The 18428-nt window shown below is 30.2% G+C and carries 17 protein-coding genes; 2 read left to right on the forward strand and 15 right to left on the reverse strand.

What is annotated here, in order from left to right:
* Position 1: 1 nt before the first annotated feature.
* The 6 genes from ACMCMH_RS04085 to hisH form a co-directional block, all read right to left on the reverse strand.
* Positions 2 to 682, reverse strand: coding sequence for an ABC transporter ATP-binding protein (locus ACMCMH_RS04085; protein ID WP_412727367.1), 681 nt, complete (start codon positions 680 to 682; stop codon positions 2 to 4).
* Positions 683 to 708: 26 nt separating this feature from the next.
* Positions 709 to 1758 carry a translation elongation factor Ts gene (gene tsf, locus ACMCMH_RS04090; RefSeq protein WP_412727369.1) on the reverse strand — a complete coding sequence of 350 codons (1050 nt, stop codon included), beginning with the start codon at positions 1756 to 1758 and terminating at the stop codon, positions 709 to 711.
* 2 nt (positions 1759 to 1760) lie between these two features.
* Positions 1761 to 2543 carry a 30S ribosomal protein S2 gene (rpsB, locus tag ACMCMH_RS04095; RefSeq protein WP_412727371.1) on the reverse strand — a complete coding sequence of 261 codons (783 nt, stop codon included), beginning with the start codon at positions 2541 to 2543 and terminating at the stop codon, positions 1761 to 1763.
* 256 nt (positions 2544 to 2799) lie between these two features.
* A complete protein-coding gene (gene hisA / locus ACMCMH_RS04100) occupies positions 2800 to 3507 on the reverse strand; it encodes a 1-(5-phosphoribosyl)-5-[(5-phosphoribosylamino)methylideneamino]imidazole-4-carboxamide isomerase (RefSeq protein WP_412727373.1) in 708 nt (235 codons plus the stop codon).
* A gap of 28 nt (positions 3508 to 3535) precedes the next feature.
* A complete protein-coding gene (locus ACMCMH_RS04105; RefSeq protein ID WP_412727375.1) occupies positions 3536 to 4738 on the reverse strand; it encodes an NAD(P)/FAD-dependent oxidoreductase in 1203 nt (400 codons plus the stop codon).
* A gap of 53 nt (positions 4739 to 4791) precedes the next feature.
* Entirely contained in the window at positions 4792 to 5400 is a 609-nt protein-coding gene (gene hisH, locus ACMCMH_RS04110; protein WP_412727377.1) for an imidazole glycerol phosphate synthase subunit HisH, read from the reverse strand.
* Between the two features lie 157 nt (positions 5401 to 5557).
* Between hisH and ACMCMH_RS04115 the strand changes: the two genes are divergently transcribed.
* Positions 5558 to 5800 (forward strand): hypothetical protein, encoded by a 243-nt coding sequence (locus ACMCMH_RS04115; protein ID WP_412727379.1) that lies wholly within the window; start codon positions 5558 to 5560, stop codon positions 5798 to 5800.
* A gap of 68 nt (positions 5801 to 5868) precedes the next feature.
* Here the strand turns inward: ACMCMH_RS04115 and ACMCMH_RS04120 are convergent, their stop codons facing one another.
* The 9 genes from ACMCMH_RS04120 to radA form a co-directional block, all read right to left on the reverse strand.
* On the reverse strand, positions 5869 to 6375 hold the full coding sequence (locus ACMCMH_RS04120; RefSeq protein ID WP_412727381.1) for a ComF family protein: 507 nt from the start codon (positions 6373 to 6375) through the stop codon (positions 5869 to 5871).
* A gap of 52 nt (positions 6376 to 6427) precedes the next feature.
* Positions 6428 to 8119, reverse strand: coding sequence for an efflux RND transporter permease subunit (locus tag ACMCMH_RS04125; protein ID WP_412727383.1), 1692 nt, complete (start codon positions 8117 to 8119; stop codon positions 6428 to 6430).
* Between the two features lies 1 nt (position 8120).
* Positions 8121 to 9659: an efflux RND transporter permease subunit gene (locus ACMCMH_RS04130; protein WP_412727385.1), complete on the reverse strand. Its 1539-nt coding sequence runs from the start codon at positions 9657 to 9659 to the stop codon at positions 8121 to 8123.
* A gap of 10 nt (positions 9660 to 9669) precedes the next feature.
* Positions 9670 to 10434, reverse strand: coding sequence for an efflux RND transporter periplasmic adaptor subunit (locus tag ACMCMH_RS04135; protein ID WP_412727387.1), 765 nt, complete (start codon positions 10432 to 10434; stop codon positions 9670 to 9672).
* Positions 10431 to 11804 (reverse strand): TolC family protein, encoded by a 1374-nt coding sequence (locus ACMCMH_RS04140; protein ID WP_412727389.1) that lies wholly within the window; start codon positions 11802 to 11804, stop codon positions 10431 to 10433. The genes ACMCMH_RS04135 and ACMCMH_RS04140 overlap by 4 nt, the downstream gene beginning before the upstream one ends.
* Positions 11805 to 11910: 106 nt before the next feature.
* Positions 11911 to 14160 (reverse strand): cache domain-containing protein, encoded by a 2250-nt coding sequence (locus ACMCMH_RS04145; protein WP_412727391.1) that lies wholly within the window; start codon positions 14158 to 14160, stop codon positions 11911 to 11913.
* Positions 14161 to 14251: 91 nt separating this feature from the next.
* Positions 14252 to 15895 carry a chaperonin GroEL gene (gene groL / locus ACMCMH_RS04150; protein ID WP_412727393.1) on the reverse strand — a complete coding sequence of 548 codons (1644 nt, stop codon included), beginning with the start codon at positions 15893 to 15895 and terminating at the stop codon, positions 14252 to 14254.
* The gene (locus ACMCMH_RS04155; RefSeq protein WP_412727395.1) at positions 15895 to 16170 is read right to left on the reverse strand and encodes a co-chaperone GroES; all 276 of its coding nucleotides are present in this window, start codon (positions 16168 to 16170) and stop codon (positions 15895 to 15897) included. The genes groL and ACMCMH_RS04155 overlap by 1 nt, the downstream gene beginning before the upstream one ends.
* A 130-nt stretch (positions 16171 to 16300) precedes the next feature.
* Entirely contained in the window at positions 16301 to 17650 is a 1350-nt protein-coding gene (radA, locus tag ACMCMH_RS04160) for a DNA repair protein RadA (RefSeq protein WP_412727397.1), read from the reverse strand.
* Between the two features lie 191 nt (positions 17651 to 17841).
* Between radA and hpf the strand changes: the two genes are divergently transcribed.
* Positions 17842 to 18384, forward strand: a complete 543-nt coding sequence (gene hpf, locus ACMCMH_RS04165) for a ribosome hibernation-promoting factor, HPF/YfiA family (RefSeq protein ID WP_412727399.1) — start codon at positions 17842 to 17844, stop codon at positions 18382 to 18384.
* The last annotated feature ends 44 nt before the right edge of the window (positions 18385 to 18428 follow it).

Here is an 18428-nt window from a genome sequence, read left to right on the forward strand (position 1 = left end):
ATTATTTTATTTGCTCCAATCTATAATTGTTAAGTTTATATACTCTATCACATTTGTCAGCTATATCATGTTCATGTGTTACCATAATAAGTCCAGCATCATTTTTTTTCACATAGTCAAACAAAACATCCATAACTTCATTTGCAGTTTGAGTATCCAAATTTCCAGTAGGTTCATCTGCAAATATTATTTTTGGTTTTTTTATCAAAACCCTTGCACAAGATAATCTTTGCTGTTGTCCACCGCTTAGTTCACCAATGCCTTGTTTCATTACATGACTTATATTTAAATTGTCTATCAAATCATTATCTATTTCATTTCCACTTAAAAGTTTAGAAATTTCTAAATTTTCATTTGCATTAAAACCTCTAAATAAATAGTGTGTTTGAAAAATAATTCCAAAATCATCTCTTCTTATTTTTAAAAGTTCATTTTTTGATAAATTAAATATATTTTTATTATTGTAGTACACTTCACCTTTATTTGGAATCAATAAAGTTGAAAATATATTAAGTAAAGTTGATTTCCCACTACCACTTATACCAATGATAGCTATAGATTCACCTTTTTGAAGTGATAAGTTTATATCTTGAAAAAGGGGGTAGTCAAAATCATGAGAGACTGCCCTTACATCAAGTAAGGACAAATTTGAATTAGGTTCGATACTATTAGTTTCCCTCATAATCCAAATACTAAGCTAAATAATTACTATTTAGCCATTTGTGCAGCAACTTCTGCCGCAAAATCTTCTTCTTTTTTCTCAATTCCATCACCAAGTTCGTATCTAACATATTCAACGATTTCAATTGACGCATCACAAGCTTTAATCGCTTGCTCAACTGTCATAGAATCATCCATAACATATGGTTGACTTAAAAGAGCGTGAGCCGTATCTAATTGAGTATTATCTGTGATAAATCTTTCGATTTGTCCAGGGATAATTTTGTCCCAAATTTTTTCTGGTTTACCTTGAGCTTTAAGTTCAGCTTTTAAATCTTCTTCAACTTGAGCTAATGCTTCAGCTGTTAATTGAGATCTACTTACAAATAAAGGTATCTTTTTTTCTGGTTTACCTAGTCTATGTAACTCAATATTTAATTTTTCAATATCTGCAATGATACCTTTGTTTTCAGATTCAATAAACTCAGGTGCTAAATCTTTATAAGAGATAACTGTTGGTTTCATTGAAGCAGCATGCATAGCAACTTTTTTCAATAAATCAGCAGTTTTTTCTTTAGCTTCAGGTGCACAAGTTGCAGCTAAAATAACACCAACTTTACCTAAATGTACATAACCATTAACTACACCATTATCTGTAGATATAGTAGTCATTTTTCTAGCAACAATATTTTCACCAATGATAGCAATTCTTGAGTTTAAGTACTCTTCGAAATTTGTACCATTGATTTCTGTTTTATTTAACTCTTCAGTTGAAGTTACTGCTGTGGCTTGAACATGAGCTGTAATTTCATCTTTAAGTGCTAAGAAGTTATCATTTTTAGCAACAAAATCTGTTTGAGAATTTAACTCAACCATTGTTGCTTTAGTTTTATCATCATTAACTAAAATTGAAACTAAACCTTCAGCAGCAACATTTGAAGATTTTTTAGCTGCTTTAGATAAACCAGCTTCTCTTAAATGTTTCATTGCTTCTTCAAGATTACCTTCTGTTGCATTTAATGCTTTTTTACAATCAAGCATTCCTGCACCAGATTTTTCTCTAAGCTCTTTTATTAATTTTGGAGTTGCACCAGCCATAATTATTTTGCCTCTTCTGTTACTACTTCAGCTTCCGCAGCTGCTTCTTCAGTTACAGCTGCAATCTCTGCATCAGTAACTTCAACTTCTTTACCATTCGCTTCTGCTAAAGCTGCTTTACCTTCATTCATTGCTGCTGCCATCTCTGTACAAAATAATTGAACAGATCTAATCGCATCATCATTTCCTGGAATTGGGAAATCTACTAAATCTGGATCACAGTTAGTATCTAAAGGAGCATAAACTTTGATTCCTAGTCTTCTAGCTTCTAAAATAGCAATTTTTTCTTTAACAGCATCAATAACAAACATCATGTCTGGTAATTGTTTCATATCTTTGATACCACCAAGGTAATTTTCTAACTTAGTTTCTGTTCTAGTAAGCATTAAAGCTTCTTTTTTAGTCATAAGATCAAGTTGACCTTCTTCTCTCATTTTTTTAATGATTTCTAATTTTCTGATTGATTTTTTCATTGTTGGGTAGTTTGTTAACATTCCACCTAACCATCTGTGATTAACATATGGCATACCACAAGATTCAGCAGCATCTTTAATAGCTTGAGTAGCTTGTTTTTTTGTACCAACAAAAATCATTGTTTGACCTTCAGCAGCAGCATCTCTTACTAAAGTATATGTGTATCTGAAGTATCTAAGTGTTTTTTGTAAATCAATAATATAAATATTTTTTCTTACACCAAAAATAAATTTTTTCATTTTTGGATTCCATCTTCTTGTTTGGTGACCGAAGTGAACACCACATTCTAATAAGTCTTTCATTGTAACCATAATTTGTCCTTCTTTTTGGCAATTTTGCCAGATTAATTTTCGAGTTTGTACCTCTGTAGCCCTTCATATCAATCAAATTGATACAACTCTTATAGAATTGCTACATGTGAATTTCACATTAATAATAGTTATTACTAGATTAAAGGAGCTGGATTTTAGCTAAAAATATTTTAAATATAGTTTAAGTGTATAAAAAATCAAAACCATAAAAAAAGCCCCATCAGATGATGAGGCTTTTTGTTATAATGATGTCAAACTATAGAACTTTGAATCCCTCTTCTAAATCAAGAGTTCCTTCATAAAATGCTTTTCCTACGATACAACCTGCAATATTACCATTTTCTTTACAGTTGATAATATCGTTGATATCTTTTACTCCACCAGAAGCAATAGTATCCACTCCTGAAGCTAATGCAATCTCTTCAGTCCATTCAACATTTACACCACAAAGCATTCCATCTTTAGAAATATCTGTACAAATAATAGCATCAACACCAGCATCAGCAAACTCTTTAGCTAAATCTGTAGCTTTCATAGTTGAAACTTCTGCCCATCCTTCAACGGCAACCATACCATTCATAGCATCAATACCAACTGCAATAGGATACTTAGCAGCCATATCTTTTACAAACTGTGGATCTTTAACTGCAATACTTCCTAAAATAAGTCTATCAACACCAAGTTCAACATACATTTTGATAGTTTCTTCATCTCTGATACCACCACCAAGTTCGATTTTGAGATTACAGTTTTCCCTAATTTTTTTTATCTGTTCTAAATTTGCTGGTTCGCCTGCAAAAGCACCATTTAAATCAACGATATGTAACCACTTAGAACCAAGTTCTTCAAATCTTTTAGCCACTTGCCAAGGCTCATCACTGTATATTTTTGCACTTTCCATAAGACCTTTACTAAGTCTTACAGCTTTTCCATCTTTTAAATCAATCGCTGGTAATATTTCCAATTTGTTTCCTTTTAGTTAGTGTCTTACCTTATTTTAATTTATTGAGTCTAGCATAACCTTTTTTAATAAGTTTTAAAAGAGGTGCTCGGTAAGAGTCAAATACATATTTTTTAATATAGTATGCAATCAGACCTTTTACATTTACTAATCCATACAAATTACCAACAGCATACTTTCCACCAAGAGCAATAAGAATACCATCAAGTTTAGGATCACAAGCTAAAAGTTTTTTACCTTTGATCATTCGATTTATATTTATACCTGCATTTGTACCTGTATGTCTAGCTACAGTTACATTTGGAGGGAGTAGTTCACCTTTTCTATCTCTCACTTCTGCCATATCTCCTATAGCAAGAATATTTTCATATTTATCCGTTTGCATATACTCATTTACAATAATTTGTCCTCGACCATTTTTATTTACATCTAAAACACTTGTAATTGTACTTGATTCTATTCCCCCTGCAAAAACTATAAATGACTGGCTAATTTTTGTTCCATTTGTAAGATAAATATAATCTTTGTCACATGATTCCATTTTTGAACCAGTGATTACATTGATACCTAAATCTTTTAATCGTTTATGTGACATGTTAATCACTTCTTTTGGAAGACCAGGTAATATAGTTGGAGAACTACTGATAAGAGAAATCTGTAAATTATCACATGCAAAATTTCCTCTTTTGAAAAACTTGTTTGAGTTGTAAGCCATCTCAGCCGCAATCTCAACACCAGATAAACCAGCACCTACAACTACGATATGTGTATCGTTACATTTTTTTACCTCATCAGAGATTTTTTCAAAAAGTTGGTTTTCAAAACTTTGTTTAAAAAATATAGCTCTATGAAGTTTTTTGATATCTTCTGCGTTATTCAAACCTTTAATTGAAGAGGGGAAAAATGTTCGTGTTCCAGCTGCCATAATGAGATAATCAAAATCTACAGTCTCTTTCTCTTCTGTAAAAATTCTTTTTTTCTCAGTATCAATATTTCTTACTTTTAAATTTTTAAACTCTAAATAATCATGATTCATACCCATACACAATGTAGTCAAATCAATTGTTACATCTGCCATATTTGACTTATTTGCAATCAAATCATACACCTCTGGCTGCAAATTGTGATAAGTATGCTTATCTATTAAAGTTATTTTGATATCTCTATTTTTAACTAATTCTCGTAAAGCGTAAATACCTGCGTATCCACCCCCAATTATTACAACTTTCTCCATTAATTCTTTTCCTTAAAAAACTTATTTTCTATAAATGCTTGATATTAAAAATTTTATAACTTCATAAAATTCTTTAAAATTTGTATACCATTATCGTGTGATTTTTCCGGGTGTGGTTGAAACCCGTATATATTGCCTTTTTGTACAGCACTAGTAAAATCATAACCATAATGTGTTGTTCCAATTGAATATTCTTTTTTTGTAACTACATGATAAGAATGAACAAAGTAAAGATATGGATTTTCTAAATTATCAAAAAGTGGAGATTTTTCATGAAATATTTTATTCCATCCCATATGTGGCACTTTATGATCCTCCATATCCATTTTAGATTTATCAAAGGCTATTACTTTTCCAGGAATCAATCCTAAGCCTTCTGTAAATCCAAACTCTTCAGATGATTCAAATAAGAGTTGCATCCCTAAACAAATACCAATCATAGGTTTACCTGTTTGTGAAAATTCTAATATTGCGTTGTACATACCTGTACTTTTTAGATTTTCCATTGCATCCTTAAATGCTCCAACACCTGGTAAGATTACTCTATCATACTCTTTGATTTTTGATGGATCATTTACGATATCAGCTTTCACACCTATAAGTTTACAAGCATTATAGACACTCGCTAAATTTCCCATATTATAATCAATTATTGCTACCAAAACTGTCCTTTCCAATTTAACAAACATTTCGATGAGATTTTAACATACTCTTTCATTAGTTACCTTTAAAAGTAAATTTAATTAATTAACTTATATTTATTAATAGTTTGTAAAGTTAATGTAGATATATTTCGATTTTATATAATAAGGATTAAATATGTATACAATAAATGTCGATAAAGAGTGTGGTTGCTTCAGAAGAAGTGGTTTTGAAAATAATGCAAGTTTCCAGTCTAATGATGATGCTTTAATCAAAGCAAATGAGATGGTAAAACATATGAATGATAAATTTTGTGGAAAACATGGTTTTTCTTTTGTTGAAGATGGAAACACTTTTCAAATATCAATGACAGCTCCCTTAGCAACTAGTGGTTGCTGTGGTGGGGGTCACTGTTCTTAATCAGTGATCCGATACTTTATGAGAATAGAAGTGATACTTTTATTCTCATTTCTTATAAATATTCAAATTTATATATTAGCATTACTTATACTTAGTCCAAATAATACTTCACAATTATTATTTTCTAAAGTTTCTTTTGCTTCAAGCATTGTACTCCCTGTAGTTACAACATCATCTATTAAAATAACTTGTATTTTCTTTTGTCCTTTATAAACAAAACCTCTTTTATTATTTTGTCTAAACACTAAATCTTTACCAGCATATTTCACTATATTCTGAGCTTTTAAAACATTAAACTCACAAGTTATATATTTCGATTTGAGATATCTTGCCAGAATTGCAGTATGGGAAAACTCATGTCTTGTATGATCATCTATTGGTATAGCATAGACCAAATCTCCATATTCAAAGTTTTGGGCAAATTTTTCAAATGAAAGTTTTGCTAATATAGAAAATACACGATCACCATAAAACTCATATTTTGAATTAATGAACTCTTTCACATCATCAAATTTATAAAAGCTATAAACAAAGAAATCTTTTTCGATTTCTCTTTTATAAAAAGATGGTGTCAAAAAACTTTTTTGACATTTTTTACAGATTATCCTAAAGGATAAAGACTGACAACTAATGCAACGCATCGTTCTTTTGATATTTTTTCAAACTGTTTATTATAACTACTGGTACAAAAAACATTGACACAAAATATGATATAAGTGTTCCTCCAATAAGCGCAACACCTAGTCCTCCAAATACCGCATCTGAAGCCAATAAACTACTAGCAAATACAATTGCTAAAACAGTTAGCAATATTGGCTTAGATCGTGTAGCTGCTGCTATAGCTACTGCTTTTGTAGCTTCTAATCTTTTCTCTTGTATAAGTTGTTTTGCAAAATCTATAATCAATAATGAATTTCTAGAGTTGATCCCAATCAGTGCAATAAATCCAATAAGTGAAGTGGCTGTTAAATAAAAGGTATTTAATGTAAATATATCCATAATCAAATGCCCTAATATAACACCAATTATAGAAACAAAGCTTGATAATACTATAGCCCCTGCAAGTATAAAGTTTTTATAATATACAACCATCAATAAAAATATCAATACCAAAGCTCCTATAAAAGCAGCCCCTAACTCTATAAAAGTATCAATTGTAACTTTAAGTTCACCATCAAACACTATATCAAAAACCTCACCTGTTTTTCTATCTTTCAGAGAAAGGTTTAAAAGTTTTGTTTTGCTTACTTCAAATTTATCTTTAAAATCTTCTAATATTTGTATTCTGGCATCCAGTAAGGGATATATTTGACTATCCATATCTGTTTGTGCAATTACATTGATCATATAGTTTAAATTTTTTGAAGTAAGAGTTGGCTTTTTAAGTTCCTCTTTTATAGTTACAAATTCACTCAAAGGTATCATCAAACCTTTTTTATTCATAAGTTTTAGATTTGATAATTTTCCTAAAACAGCCTCTTTACCAAACTCATCAAAAAGTCTACTCTCATCTAATCTTAAAAAAATAGGTATTTGATTTTCGGCATCTGCATCATTTACTACACCAACATTCATCCCGTCAAATGCTAAATAAAGTATTTTTTTTACCTGCTCTAAACTCACTTCACTTCTTAGAACTTTGTTGTTGTTCAAAATTAAACTATATTTAGTATATGGTTCATCTGCTAAAATATCAATATCGACTAAAGTTTTTTGTTTACGAAACACCGAAGCTATTTTTTGTGATACTTTTAGTCTGCTTTGAAAACTTTTACCACCATATACTTCTGCAACTACATCAGCTAACACAGGAGGACCTGCTGGAAGTTCGATAAACTTTATATTTGCATTATTGATGCTACATTTGCTTTGAATATCTGGTCTTATTCTATGGATAAGATTATAGCTTTGTTCATCTCTTAAATTAGCTCGCTTAATATTTACCATAATTTCAGCAATATTTTCACCACTTTTTAAAGCACTTCCTTTTACCATACCAGCAAAATCCAAAGGTAACCCTTCCCCTAAAAATACTGAGATAGAAGTAACACTTTGCTCTTTTTGTAAACTTTTAGCTATACAACTTGTTACCTCTTTTGTCTGTTTTATAGATGAACCCTCTGTTAAGTCGACATAAATAGAAAAAGTATCACTATCTTTACTAGGTAGCATCTTAGCTTTTACAATTTCCAAAGGTATCATATATATTGTCAATAGAAATAAAACTAATGTAATCATTAGAACCATCACTCTTTTTGTTTTACTTTGAAGAATATCATAAATCATATTTTCAAGTTTATTTGTTTTGCCACTACTCATTTTATGATTCCTTCTTTAAAAGTTTTTGTACTAAATAAGGTGTAAAAATATACGCTACAAATAAAGACATCAAAAGTGCAATAGGAACAAACACAGGTAAAGGATGCATAAACTGTCCCATCATACCACCTACAAAAAACATAGGAATAAATGTCATCACAATTGCTAGCGTTGCAATATTTGTAGGATTTCCTATTTCATTTGTAGCTTCTATTGCTATTTGTTTGATAGTTTTATTTTTACTGTCATCATCATGTAGATGTCTATGTATATTTTCTATAACGATAATAGCTGCATCAACTAAAAGCCCCAACGATAGTAAAAGTGCAAAAAGAGTAATACGGTTAATTGTTTCTCCTAATAAAAATCCTATAAATAAAGTCAATGCCAAAATCATAGGAACAGTAAGTGAAACAATAAGTGCCTCTTTAAATCCCAAAGTAAATACAAGTAAAATAGCAATAATCACAATAGAGATAAGCAGATGAAATACTAATTCATTTACTGCATGATTTGCGGTATATCCATCATCTCTTGTAATAATATAACCGATATTTTGTTTACTAAGTTCATCTTTTATAGAATCAAGATATTCAAAAATTTTATTGTTAATCACTACAGTATTTGCACCTTTTAGTTTTGAGATAGTAACAGTTATTTGTTCCATTGCATCTAACTCATCTGCATATATCAAAGCTGTTTTTTTATTTTGTATATCATAGCTTTTGGTTACTGTTGCTATATCTTTTAAATAAATCGCACTTTGCATATAAGAAGCCACTATTATATTTTTTAAATCTTCGGCACTCTCTATTGCACTTTGAATACCAAACATAACTATCTCATTTGTTTTGGTTTCACCTTTTGTATCTGGAAGTTCAAAAGAAAGCCCTTGAATCGACTCCATAATTTGCCCAAGAGAGAGATGGTACCCTGAAAGTTTTCCCAAATCTACTTCTACATTATACTGCTCTTTTTTTTCACCCTTTAAGTCTACAACTGCAACATTATCTATTTTATTAAGCTCATGGGTGAGTTTGCTTATTTTTTTATACAACTCTGTTTGACTGAGAGTATCGTCCTTAGCATAAAAGGCAATCGTAGCAACAGGTATATCTGTATCTATATCCATAGTTTTAATAATAGGTTGCATAGCACCTTGTGGCATATAGTCCATATTTCTCATAATTTGATCATAAAGTTTTAGATCGGCATCTGCTTTATCTTGCCCCACAAAATATTGCACTTGTACTATTCCTACTGATTCTTTAGCAGTTGAGTATATATTTTCTACCCCTTTAATAGCACGGATTTTTCTCTCTAAAGGTTCGATGATAACTTTTTGTATCTCTTGTGCATTTACCCCTGGCATAGCTACAATGACAGCACCGCCAGCTACTTTTATTTGTGGATTTTCTTCTCGTGGAGTAAGGTTCAGTGCCATATATCCCACAAGTAAAATAAATACAGCCAATACAAGTGTAAGTGGATGATCTATAAAGATTCGAGCAAGTTTCCCTGCTATATTTTCATTTTTCATAGTCTACTTCTTATTTTGCTTGTATCAAAACAGTTGCATACATACCAGGGTAGATATTTTCACTTTTTTGAAATGAAAGTTTGATGGTAAACGAATGAGTCATAGGGTTCGAACTAGGGATAATAGCAACTATTTCTCCTTGTGTTGTAAGATTCATAGAGGGAATTTTTACACTTGCTTTTTGCCCTATATAAATATTTTTTAAATCCCCTTCACTTATTTCTGTTTTTATTTTTAGACTACTCAGGTCTGATAATACAAGGGCTGGCATTCCAGGTATTGCCATCTCCCCTGCTTTGATACTTTTTTGAACTATCACTCCATCGTTTGGTGCTTTGATTGTCAAGTACTTATATTGATTTTTCACCTCTTGTACTTGAAGTTTTGATATTTTTACCATATTTGCTAGATTTGTAGTACCTAGTTCTAATTGTTCCATCTCAAACTTCGATACTAAACCTTTTGTATAGAGTCGTTTGTATCTTTCATAGTTTCTATTCATAGTTTCATACTGATTTTCATACATCTGAACACTTAAAGTTGCTTGTCTTTTTTTACTATCAATCTCAGTAGAATCTATTGCATAAAGAGTTTGTCCTTTTTTTACAATATCTCCCTCTGCTACATTTACAGTTTTGATAAATCCCATAAATCTACTAGTGATATATTTCTCATTATCAGAGATAACAGTTGCACTTAATTCTATATTTTTTGCATATAAAACATTTGTATAAAGTGTACAAACAACAAGCATTGTTTTTAGTATATTTTTCATTTTAAACTTTCCCCTAATGATACTTTTAATTTTCCAGCAGCTAAAGATGCTTCATATTTTGCTAAAATCATTTCTGCATTTGCTTTTTGTTGATTTGCTTGTTGCATCAGTAAATTGTTCATATTTATCAGATGGTTTTTATATAACTCTTGAGATTGTTCCAAAACTTCATCAGATAAGTTATTTGCTTTTATTTTTTGTTTCAGTATTTTTTGTTTTGCTCTTAATGTAAGAAGATTTTTTTTCACTTCAAGATTAATACCATCTTTCATATAATCATAATAATATTTTGTTTTTTTATACTCAATTTTTGCTTTCTCTTTTTTTGATGTTGTAATAAATCCATCAAATAAATTATACGACAATCCAATAGCTCCCATATAATAATCATGTTCGCTATCTATATTATTAAACTGATCATCATTGTATCCATACTCTATTTGGGCTCCTATAGTTGGAAAATAATCTGCTTTTTCCATCTCTACTTTTGCTTTCATGGTTTGGGTATTGTATTTCATAGCTGTGAAATCTTCTCTTTTCTCTTGTGCTTTTTTTTGAAGTTGTTCTATATTTATCATCTCATTTTGTATGGTATGAAAATTTCCTACATCACTTATTTTTTCATCTGTAGTTAAAAAACGCAAATATGCTAAAGCTAATTCATATCTATTTTGAGATTCTATAATAGATGCATCAACACCCATATCATAAACTTTTGCTTGTTTTACATCTATTTGGGTTACTAGCCCCTCTTTATATAACTCATGTGCATATTCCACAAAAGATGCTGTGGCTTTTTTTGCTTTTTGAGAAGCTTTTATAAACTCTTTTGCAGCAACTGCTCCATTGTATGCTTGAAGCACTTCAAGACCTAAAGCTTTTTCGTCGTAATTATACTGAGCTGTTTTTGCTAAGATTTGGAGTTTTGCCATTTTTTTAGCATTTTGTAGTTTGAAACCTGTATATAATGGTACTTCATATTTGAGTTTTGTTTCATAGTTTGTTCGTGATTCTGGATGATTTAGGTCTTTTGGTTGAGTACTTAGTAATTCGTTTGTATTATTTGGTAATCCATTCATTTGTGACAAAAACTCATTAAAACCAAATGCACCAAAGTCTGCTTCTCTTGAACTTAGTTTCATCCCAAATACATAGCCTGCATTATTTGTTCTTGAAATATTTTCATTCAATACTATACTACCGTAGTTGTAACCCTTTGCAATATCTACATCAAGTTTTGCATCCTCGACTGATAATTTTTTAGCTTGTAACCCTTTATTTAGTTCTATAGTTTTTGCCAAAGATCTTTGAAAATCTATAGTATAACCAAACATTAAAACAGGACACAAACATAAAAAAAGTTTTCTCATTATATACCTTCTGATATTTTTTCAAAAATAAGTATTTTAAAATATACCTATAATGTTCTTTACAATTGTATCTATTTTATTACAAATCATCAACTCTTTATCTGCTTTAATCTAAAGATGGAATATTTATAACAAATTCAGTACCTTTATAATATTTTCCTTGATACTCAAAACTCTTATTTTCAACTTTGATAGTGCCATTCATATGTTTTTGAATAATTTCCATCACCATATACAACCCTATTCCAGTACCGTTACTTTTATATTTTGTTGTAAAATATGGTTCAAATATCTTTGGTAAAATATCCTCAGCTATCCCACCTGCATTATCTCGAATACAAAGAATAACATTCTTTTCCGATGTTACTGAGGCATCAATAAAAATCACTTTATCTCCCTCTTTATCTTTAAAGGCATCCTTTGAATTATTGATGATATTGATTAGAATCTGAATAAGATCATTTTGATATGAGTGCAATTCTATATCTTCAATATTTGGAACTATTTTGATCTTTTTATCTATCAATTCTCCAGAAACAAGCATCATTGTTTTTTCATACAAAGTATTTAAACTAAAAAATTCTTTTTCCTCTTTAGGGGTAAAAAAATTTTTAAAATCTTCAATAGTTTGAGAAAGATATTCTGTAGCATTGACAATGGCACTTAATGATTTTTCAAAGCTTTCATCATCTAGATTATCATACTCTTTTTGTATCTTTAAACCAGAAGATGCAGTGCTAATTAAACTTAATGGTTGTCTCCATTGATGAGCAATATTCGCTATCATCTCACCCATAGATGCCATTTTTGATTGTTGAAAAAAAAGTTTATCTTTTGCTTTTATATCAGTAATATCAATAATTGAAAATAGTATATTATGAACTTCACCTTTATATCTTAAAAGATTTGCAGTTATCAAAGCATCTAAATGTGTTCCATCTTCTTTAATATATGATTTTTCAATAGTATAAGTAGAAATCTTTTTAGCTATAAGCTCTTGAAAACTTTTATCTTCAGTTTTAATAAACTCATCATTTGAAATATCGTACCATGATTTTTTTAAAAGTTCTTCTTTATTTTTATAACCTAACATATCATGAAATGCAGAATTTACATTTATAAAATTTCCTTTTACATCACATATTGATAATCCAATTGTAATATATTCAAATAAATTGCGGAACTCTTTCTCTTCCTCTTTTATTCGTTCTTTATAATTTGTAAAAATTGTTTCTAAATATTTACTAAGTACAAGTGAAGCAATCAGTAATAAAACAGTAATAATACTACTAGCTATAAGTATCTCCTTGAAGCTTTCATCATGTTTTTTTTCTAATGACAATTTTACTTTTGCTATAATTTTTTCTAAAGCTTGATTACTATATCCAGTCCCTATAGTCCATTTCCATGGCTGATATGTTCCTATATATGATGTTTTTTTATAAGAATCGATACCTTTTAATGTTGAATTAGTATATGATACGAAACCACCACCTTTTTGTGCTATTTGAATGAATTTTTTGCTATTTTCTATATTTCCTATATAGCTTTTAGATAATGTATTCTTACCAATCAAAAGTTCATTTTGATGAAGAAGCATCTCTCCAGTACTATGAAGTATAAAGATATATGATTTTGAACTTTTATTTAAGTTGTGTATATATTCAAGAACTTCATTTTTTAATCTTTTTTCAAAGTCGATTATATATTCACCTGTTCCAATTGCAATATCATAAGGTGCAAAATATTTATAGAAACTAATTTTTTCGTAAGCTTTTTTATCATCTGAATTTTTTGGCCAATAATAAGTATCAAATCTCTCCGATTTATCTTTTATTGTTTGCATAATTGTTTTCTTAAATTGATACCCTTTTAAATCTTTTGTTTCAGATAAATCTGTATTTTCTAAAGATTTATTTAAAGGTTGTAGTAGATTAAATCCATTGATATCATCAATAAAAAAATAACCTCGACCTTCGTTATATATAATACTTCCTAAAGCTGTTTTTATAAGTTGAAAAATCTCCTCTTTTGATTTTGTATTTTTATTATCCTCATAAATTTTTGTTGCAATAGAATGTGCTTCATATACTCTTTCTTTAATATATAGTTTCAATTTTTTTTGGCTATTTTTATCTTCATTTTCAATATATTCCTGAACCTTTATAATATCTTCTTCAAGTTGCTCGTTATTCAATTTGATATAAAAATTTGTAGTAAAGTTTATTTCATCTTTTAGTTGTTGATTATATGATTGTTCGATAAAGTAAGTTGTGAATATTGATAGAAGAATGATAAGCAAAGATGGTGCAAATTTGATAATAAATAAAAGTTTCTTTTCTATTTTATAAAACATAATCAATCCTTTAAGGGTATTATATCACAATAAAGAATTTAAAAAGTACAAAACCCTTTTTTTTAAAAGGGTTTTGTATAAAAAAGGGAAATTACATTCCCATTCCACCAGGCATACCACCCATTCCACCCATATCTGGCATAGGTGCAGCTGATACACTATCAGCTGGTACATCAGACACTGTAGCTTCTGTTGTAAGAAGTAGAGATGCTACTGATACAGCATTTTGCATTGCTACTCTTTCCACTTTAGTTGGATCTACAATACCTGCTTCAAACATATCTACATATTGTCCACTTGCAGCATCAAATCCAATATTTGCATCTGTATTTTTAGCAATTTCATTTACAACAACACCAGCATCAAAACCAGCATTTGAAGCAATTTGTTTCATAGGAGCTGTTACAGCACGGATAATAATATCTGCACCAATTTGCTCATCTCCAACTAAATCATGACTTACTTTTAAAGCAGCTTTGATAAGTGCAGCTCCACCACCTATAACTATACCCTCTTCAACAGCAGCTCTTGTTGCAGATAAGGCATCATCAACTCTATCTTTTTTCTCTTTCATCTCTGTTTCTGTTGGAGCGCCAACTTTAATAACAGCAACACCACCTGAAAGTTTTGCAAGTCTCTCTTGAGCTTTTTCTTTGTCATATTCACTTGAAGTGTTTTCAATCTCATTTCTGATTTGACCAATTCTTGCATCAACCAACTCTTTCACACCTGAACCGTCTACAATAGTTGTATTATCTTTATCTATAACAACTTTAGAAGCTGTTCCTAACATATCTAAAGTAGTAGTTTCAAGAGTCATACCCATCTCCTCAGAGATAACAGTTGCTCCAGTTAAAACAGCAATATCTTGTAACATCGCTTTTCTTCTATCACCAAAACCTGGAGCTTTAACAGCTGATATATTTAAACTTCCTCTTAATCTATTTACAACAAGTGTTGATAATGCTTCACCATCAACATCTTCAGCGATAATTAAAAGTGCTCTTTGAGTTTGATTAACTGCTTCAAGAACTGGTAATAACTCTTTTAATGAAGAGATTTTTTTATCACATAATAATATAAATGGAGTTTCCATCTCTGCTGTCATTTTTTCAACATTTGTTACAAAATATGGAGATAAATAACCTCTATCAAACTGCATACCCTCAACTACATCAAGTTCATCTTCAATCCCTTTAGCTTCTTCAACAGTAATAACACCATCTTTACCAACTTTATCCATCGCTTCTGCAATCATATCACCGATTTGAGTATCAGAGTTTGCAGAAATTGTAGCAACTTGTGCAATTTGATCTTTTGTATCTACAACTCTTGACATAGCCTTTAGCTCTTCTAAAATTGAAGCACTTGCTTTATCCATACCTCTTTTAAGTTGCACAGGGTTAGCCCCAGCTGTTACATTTCTTAAACCTTCTCTAAAGATAGACTCAGCTAAAACTGTAGCAGTTGTAGTACCGTCACCAGCTTCATCGTTAGTTTTTGAAGCAACCTCTTTTACTAGTTGAGCTCCCATATTTTCTAAACTATCAGTTAATTCAATCTCTCTTGCAACGGAAACACCATCTTTAGTAATAGTAGGACTTCCAAAAGATTTTTGTAATAATACATTTCTTCCTCTTGGACCCATTGTAACTTTAACTGCATCAGCTAATTGTTTTACACCGCTATATAGTTTGTTTCTTGCGTCATCACTAAAAAATATCTCTTTTGCCATTATTTTGTCTCCTCAAATTTACCTAAAATTTCACTAGTTTCCATTACTAAATATTCTATTGTATCTATTGTCACTGTTGCACTTCTTGCAAACTTTGTATATATAATTGTATCTCCAACTGCTACCTCTTTTACTTCTGAACCAATCGCTACTACTTCTGCAACTGTTGGTTTTTCTTGAGATGCATTATCTGGAATAATAATTCCACTTGCTGTTTTTGTTTCTACTTCTTGTACTTTTAAAAGTACTCTATCACCTAATGGTTGAAAATTCATAATATATCCTTTATTCTTTTGAGTATATATTACTCAAGTTTGTTATTTATTCTAGCACTCAATTATTTTGAGTGCTAGAATTGTATATGATTTTTTTTAATTTGTCAATTAAAGTAAACTTAAATACCTACTAAAATAGTTCTAACATTTTTACCACTTCATCTACCTCAAAACATTTAAGATTTGTTTTTATAGTTGGTTTTTGAGCAATAATTGCTTTTGAGATACCTTGTGAACTTACCTCTTTTAAACGAGTTTCCATACTATACACATCTTTTATCTCACCTGTTAAACTTACCTCACCTATAAAAACCGATTCTTTAGATATAGGACGATTTCTAAAACTACTGATAATTGCAGCAACAACTGCCAAATCACAAGAGCTCTCTTTTACTTTGATACCACCACTTATATTGATAAATACATCATAAGAGTTCAATGGTAAATCTAGTTTTTTCTCTAAAAGGGCTAAAAGCATATTTAATCTATTTGTATCAAACCCAGTTGCACTTCTTTTTGGATTTGGATAAGTTGATTCTGTTACAAGGGCTTGCACTTCAAGTATTAAAGCTCGACTTCCTTCAACAGCTACAGTTAAACAGCTTCCACTTTGATTTTTTGTGGAGTCGAAAAATCGTCTGTTTATATCTTTGGCACTTTCTAGTCCATTCTGTGTCATTTCAAAGATTCCTATCTCACTTGTACTTCCAAATCTATTTTTAAATCCACGCAGCATCCGTATCTCTTTTGAACTCTCTCCTTCAAAATACAATACAGTATCAACCATATGTTCTAGAACCCTAGGACCTGCAATGCTTCCATCTTTTGTGATATGACCAATGATAAACATCGCAATATCTGATTCTTTTGCTTTTCTCATCAGTTCAAAAGTTATCTCTCGCACTTGAGATACACTTCCTGGTGCAGATGTAAGTTTGTCACTATATATAGTTTGAATCGAATCAATAATAGCTATCTCATAGTCTTCTCTTAAAAGTTCATCTTGAATTGCTTCAAGTGAAATCTCAGAAAGTAAATAAAGTTTTTCTTCATTTGCATTAAGTCTAGTAGCTCTCATTTTAATCTGACCAGCACTCTCTTCCCCTGAAACATAGAGTACTTTTTTACCACTTTTAGCTAAGTTTCCAGCAATTTTTAGAAGGAGTGTAGATTTTCCGACACCAGGACTACCACCTATGAGAGTTAAACCCCCAGGTACTATCCCTCCCCCTAAAACTAAATCAAACTCTTCATTATGGGTTGAAAACCTCGTAATATTATCTTGCTCAATTTGTGTTATAGGTGTCGCTTTTGAGGCTTCTGCTGATGCTTTGGCTACTTTTTTTACTACTTCTTGTTGTTCACTAGATAGTTCTATAAAACTATCCCAACCACCACAACTAGGACATTTTCCTAGCCATTTTACACTTTGTTCTCCACAATGTTGACACTCAAATATCGATGATTTTTTTTTAGCCATGCTATTTCCTAAACTTATTCTTTTATAGAAGATATTATAGTGAAAAACTATTTATTTTAGTAATTGTATTGCATTTTGTTAATTTAAATTAAAAATAATTAATCAAACTTTATGTTTAGTATGATAAACTTTGAACAGTTGATTAGTTACACAAGTTGTTTATTAGTCACTTTAATTACTAGGAGTACAATATGAATACAAGTATCGTAGGAAGACATGTAACACTTACTGATGAGTTAAAAACACATATAGAAAGTACAATAGAAACATTTAAAAAATACAATTTAGATATGATATCAGTTAATGCTATTATCTCTCAAGAACAAAAACATGGTAAAAAAGTGATATCTTTTGAATATGTTTTAAATATTGCAAATATTGACACTGTTGTTGTGAAACAAAAAGACAAAGATCTTCATGCTGCTATTGATATAGCAACTGATAGAGTTTGTAAAATATTAAGAAGACACGCTGATAAAATTAAAGCACATGATGCTACAAAATTAACAGAAGTTGCAATAGCACAAGAGGAAGATTCAATTGCTAAAGAGTTAGAAAAGCTCGACAATGAGATTATTCCAATGACTTTAAAATCATATAAACCAATGGATATAGAAGATGCACTCAACGATCTAAAAGAAGATGGTGGGGCTTTTAAAGTATTCTATGATATGGATGATAATTTTAGAGTATTATACAAAACTAAAATAGAAGGTAAATACGGTCTTTATTAGAGATTTAGATTTAAATACTATAAAGGTTAAGAGATTCTCTTAAC

Origin of the sequence: Arcobacter sp. 15-2 (genome assembly GCF_047159865.1) — a bacterium.
Lineage (GTDB): Bacteria > Campylobacterota > Campylobacteria > Campylobacterales > Arcobacteraceae > JAIOSF01.

Coding starts and splice junctions, on each gene's coding strand:
- ACMCMH_RS04085 (WP_412727367.1), bottom strand. CDS start 682: ATGAGGGAAACTAATAGTATCGAACCTAATTCAAATTTGTCCTTACTT.
- tsf (WP_412727369.1), bottom strand. CDS start 1,758: ATGGCTGGTGCAACTCCAAAATTAATAAAAGAGCTTAGAGAAAAATCT.
- rpsB (WP_412727371.1), bottom strand. CDS start 2,543: ATGGTTACAATGAAAGACTTATTAGAATGTGGTGTTCACTTCGGTCAC.
- ACMCMH_RS04105 (WP_412727375.1), bottom strand. CDS start 4,738: ATGGAGAAAGTTGTAATAATTGGGGGTGGATACGCAGGTATTTACGCT.
- ACMCMH_RS04115 (WP_412727379.1), top strand. CDS start 5,558: ATGTATACAATAAATGTCGATAAAGAGTGTGGTTGCTTCAGAAGAAGT.
- ACMCMH_RS04125 (WP_412727383.1), bottom strand. CDS start 8,119: ATGAGTAGTGGCAAAACAAATAAACTTGAAAATATGATTTATGATATT.
- ACMCMH_RS04130 (WP_412727385.1), bottom strand. CDS start 9,659: ATGAAAAATGAAAATATAGCAGGGAAACTTGCTCGAATCTTTATAGAT.
- ACMCMH_RS04135 (WP_412727387.1), bottom strand. CDS start 10,434: ATGAAAAATATACTAAAAACAATGCTTGTTGTTTGTACACTTTATACA.
- ACMCMH_RS04140 (WP_412727389.1), bottom strand. CDS start 11,804: ATGAGAAAACTTTTTTTATGTTTGTGTCCTGTTTTAATGTTTGGTTAT.
- ACMCMH_RS04145 (WP_412727391.1), bottom strand. CDS start 14,160: ATGTTTTATAAAATAGAAAAGAAACTTTTATTTATTATCAAATTTGCA.
- groL (WP_412727393.1), bottom strand. CDS start 15,895: ATGGCAAAAGAGATATTTTTTAGTGATGACGCAAGAAACAAACTATAT.
- ACMCMH_RS04155 (WP_412727395.1), bottom strand. CDS start 16,170: ATGAATTTTCAACCATTAGGTGATAGAGTACTTTTAAAAGTACAAGAA.
- radA (WP_412727397.1), bottom strand. CDS start 17,650: ATGGCTAAAAAAAAATCATCGATATTTGAGTGTCAACATTGTGGAGAA.
- hpf (WP_412727399.1), top strand. CDS start 17,842: ATGAATACAAGTATCGTAGGAAGACATGTAACACTTACTGATGAGTTA.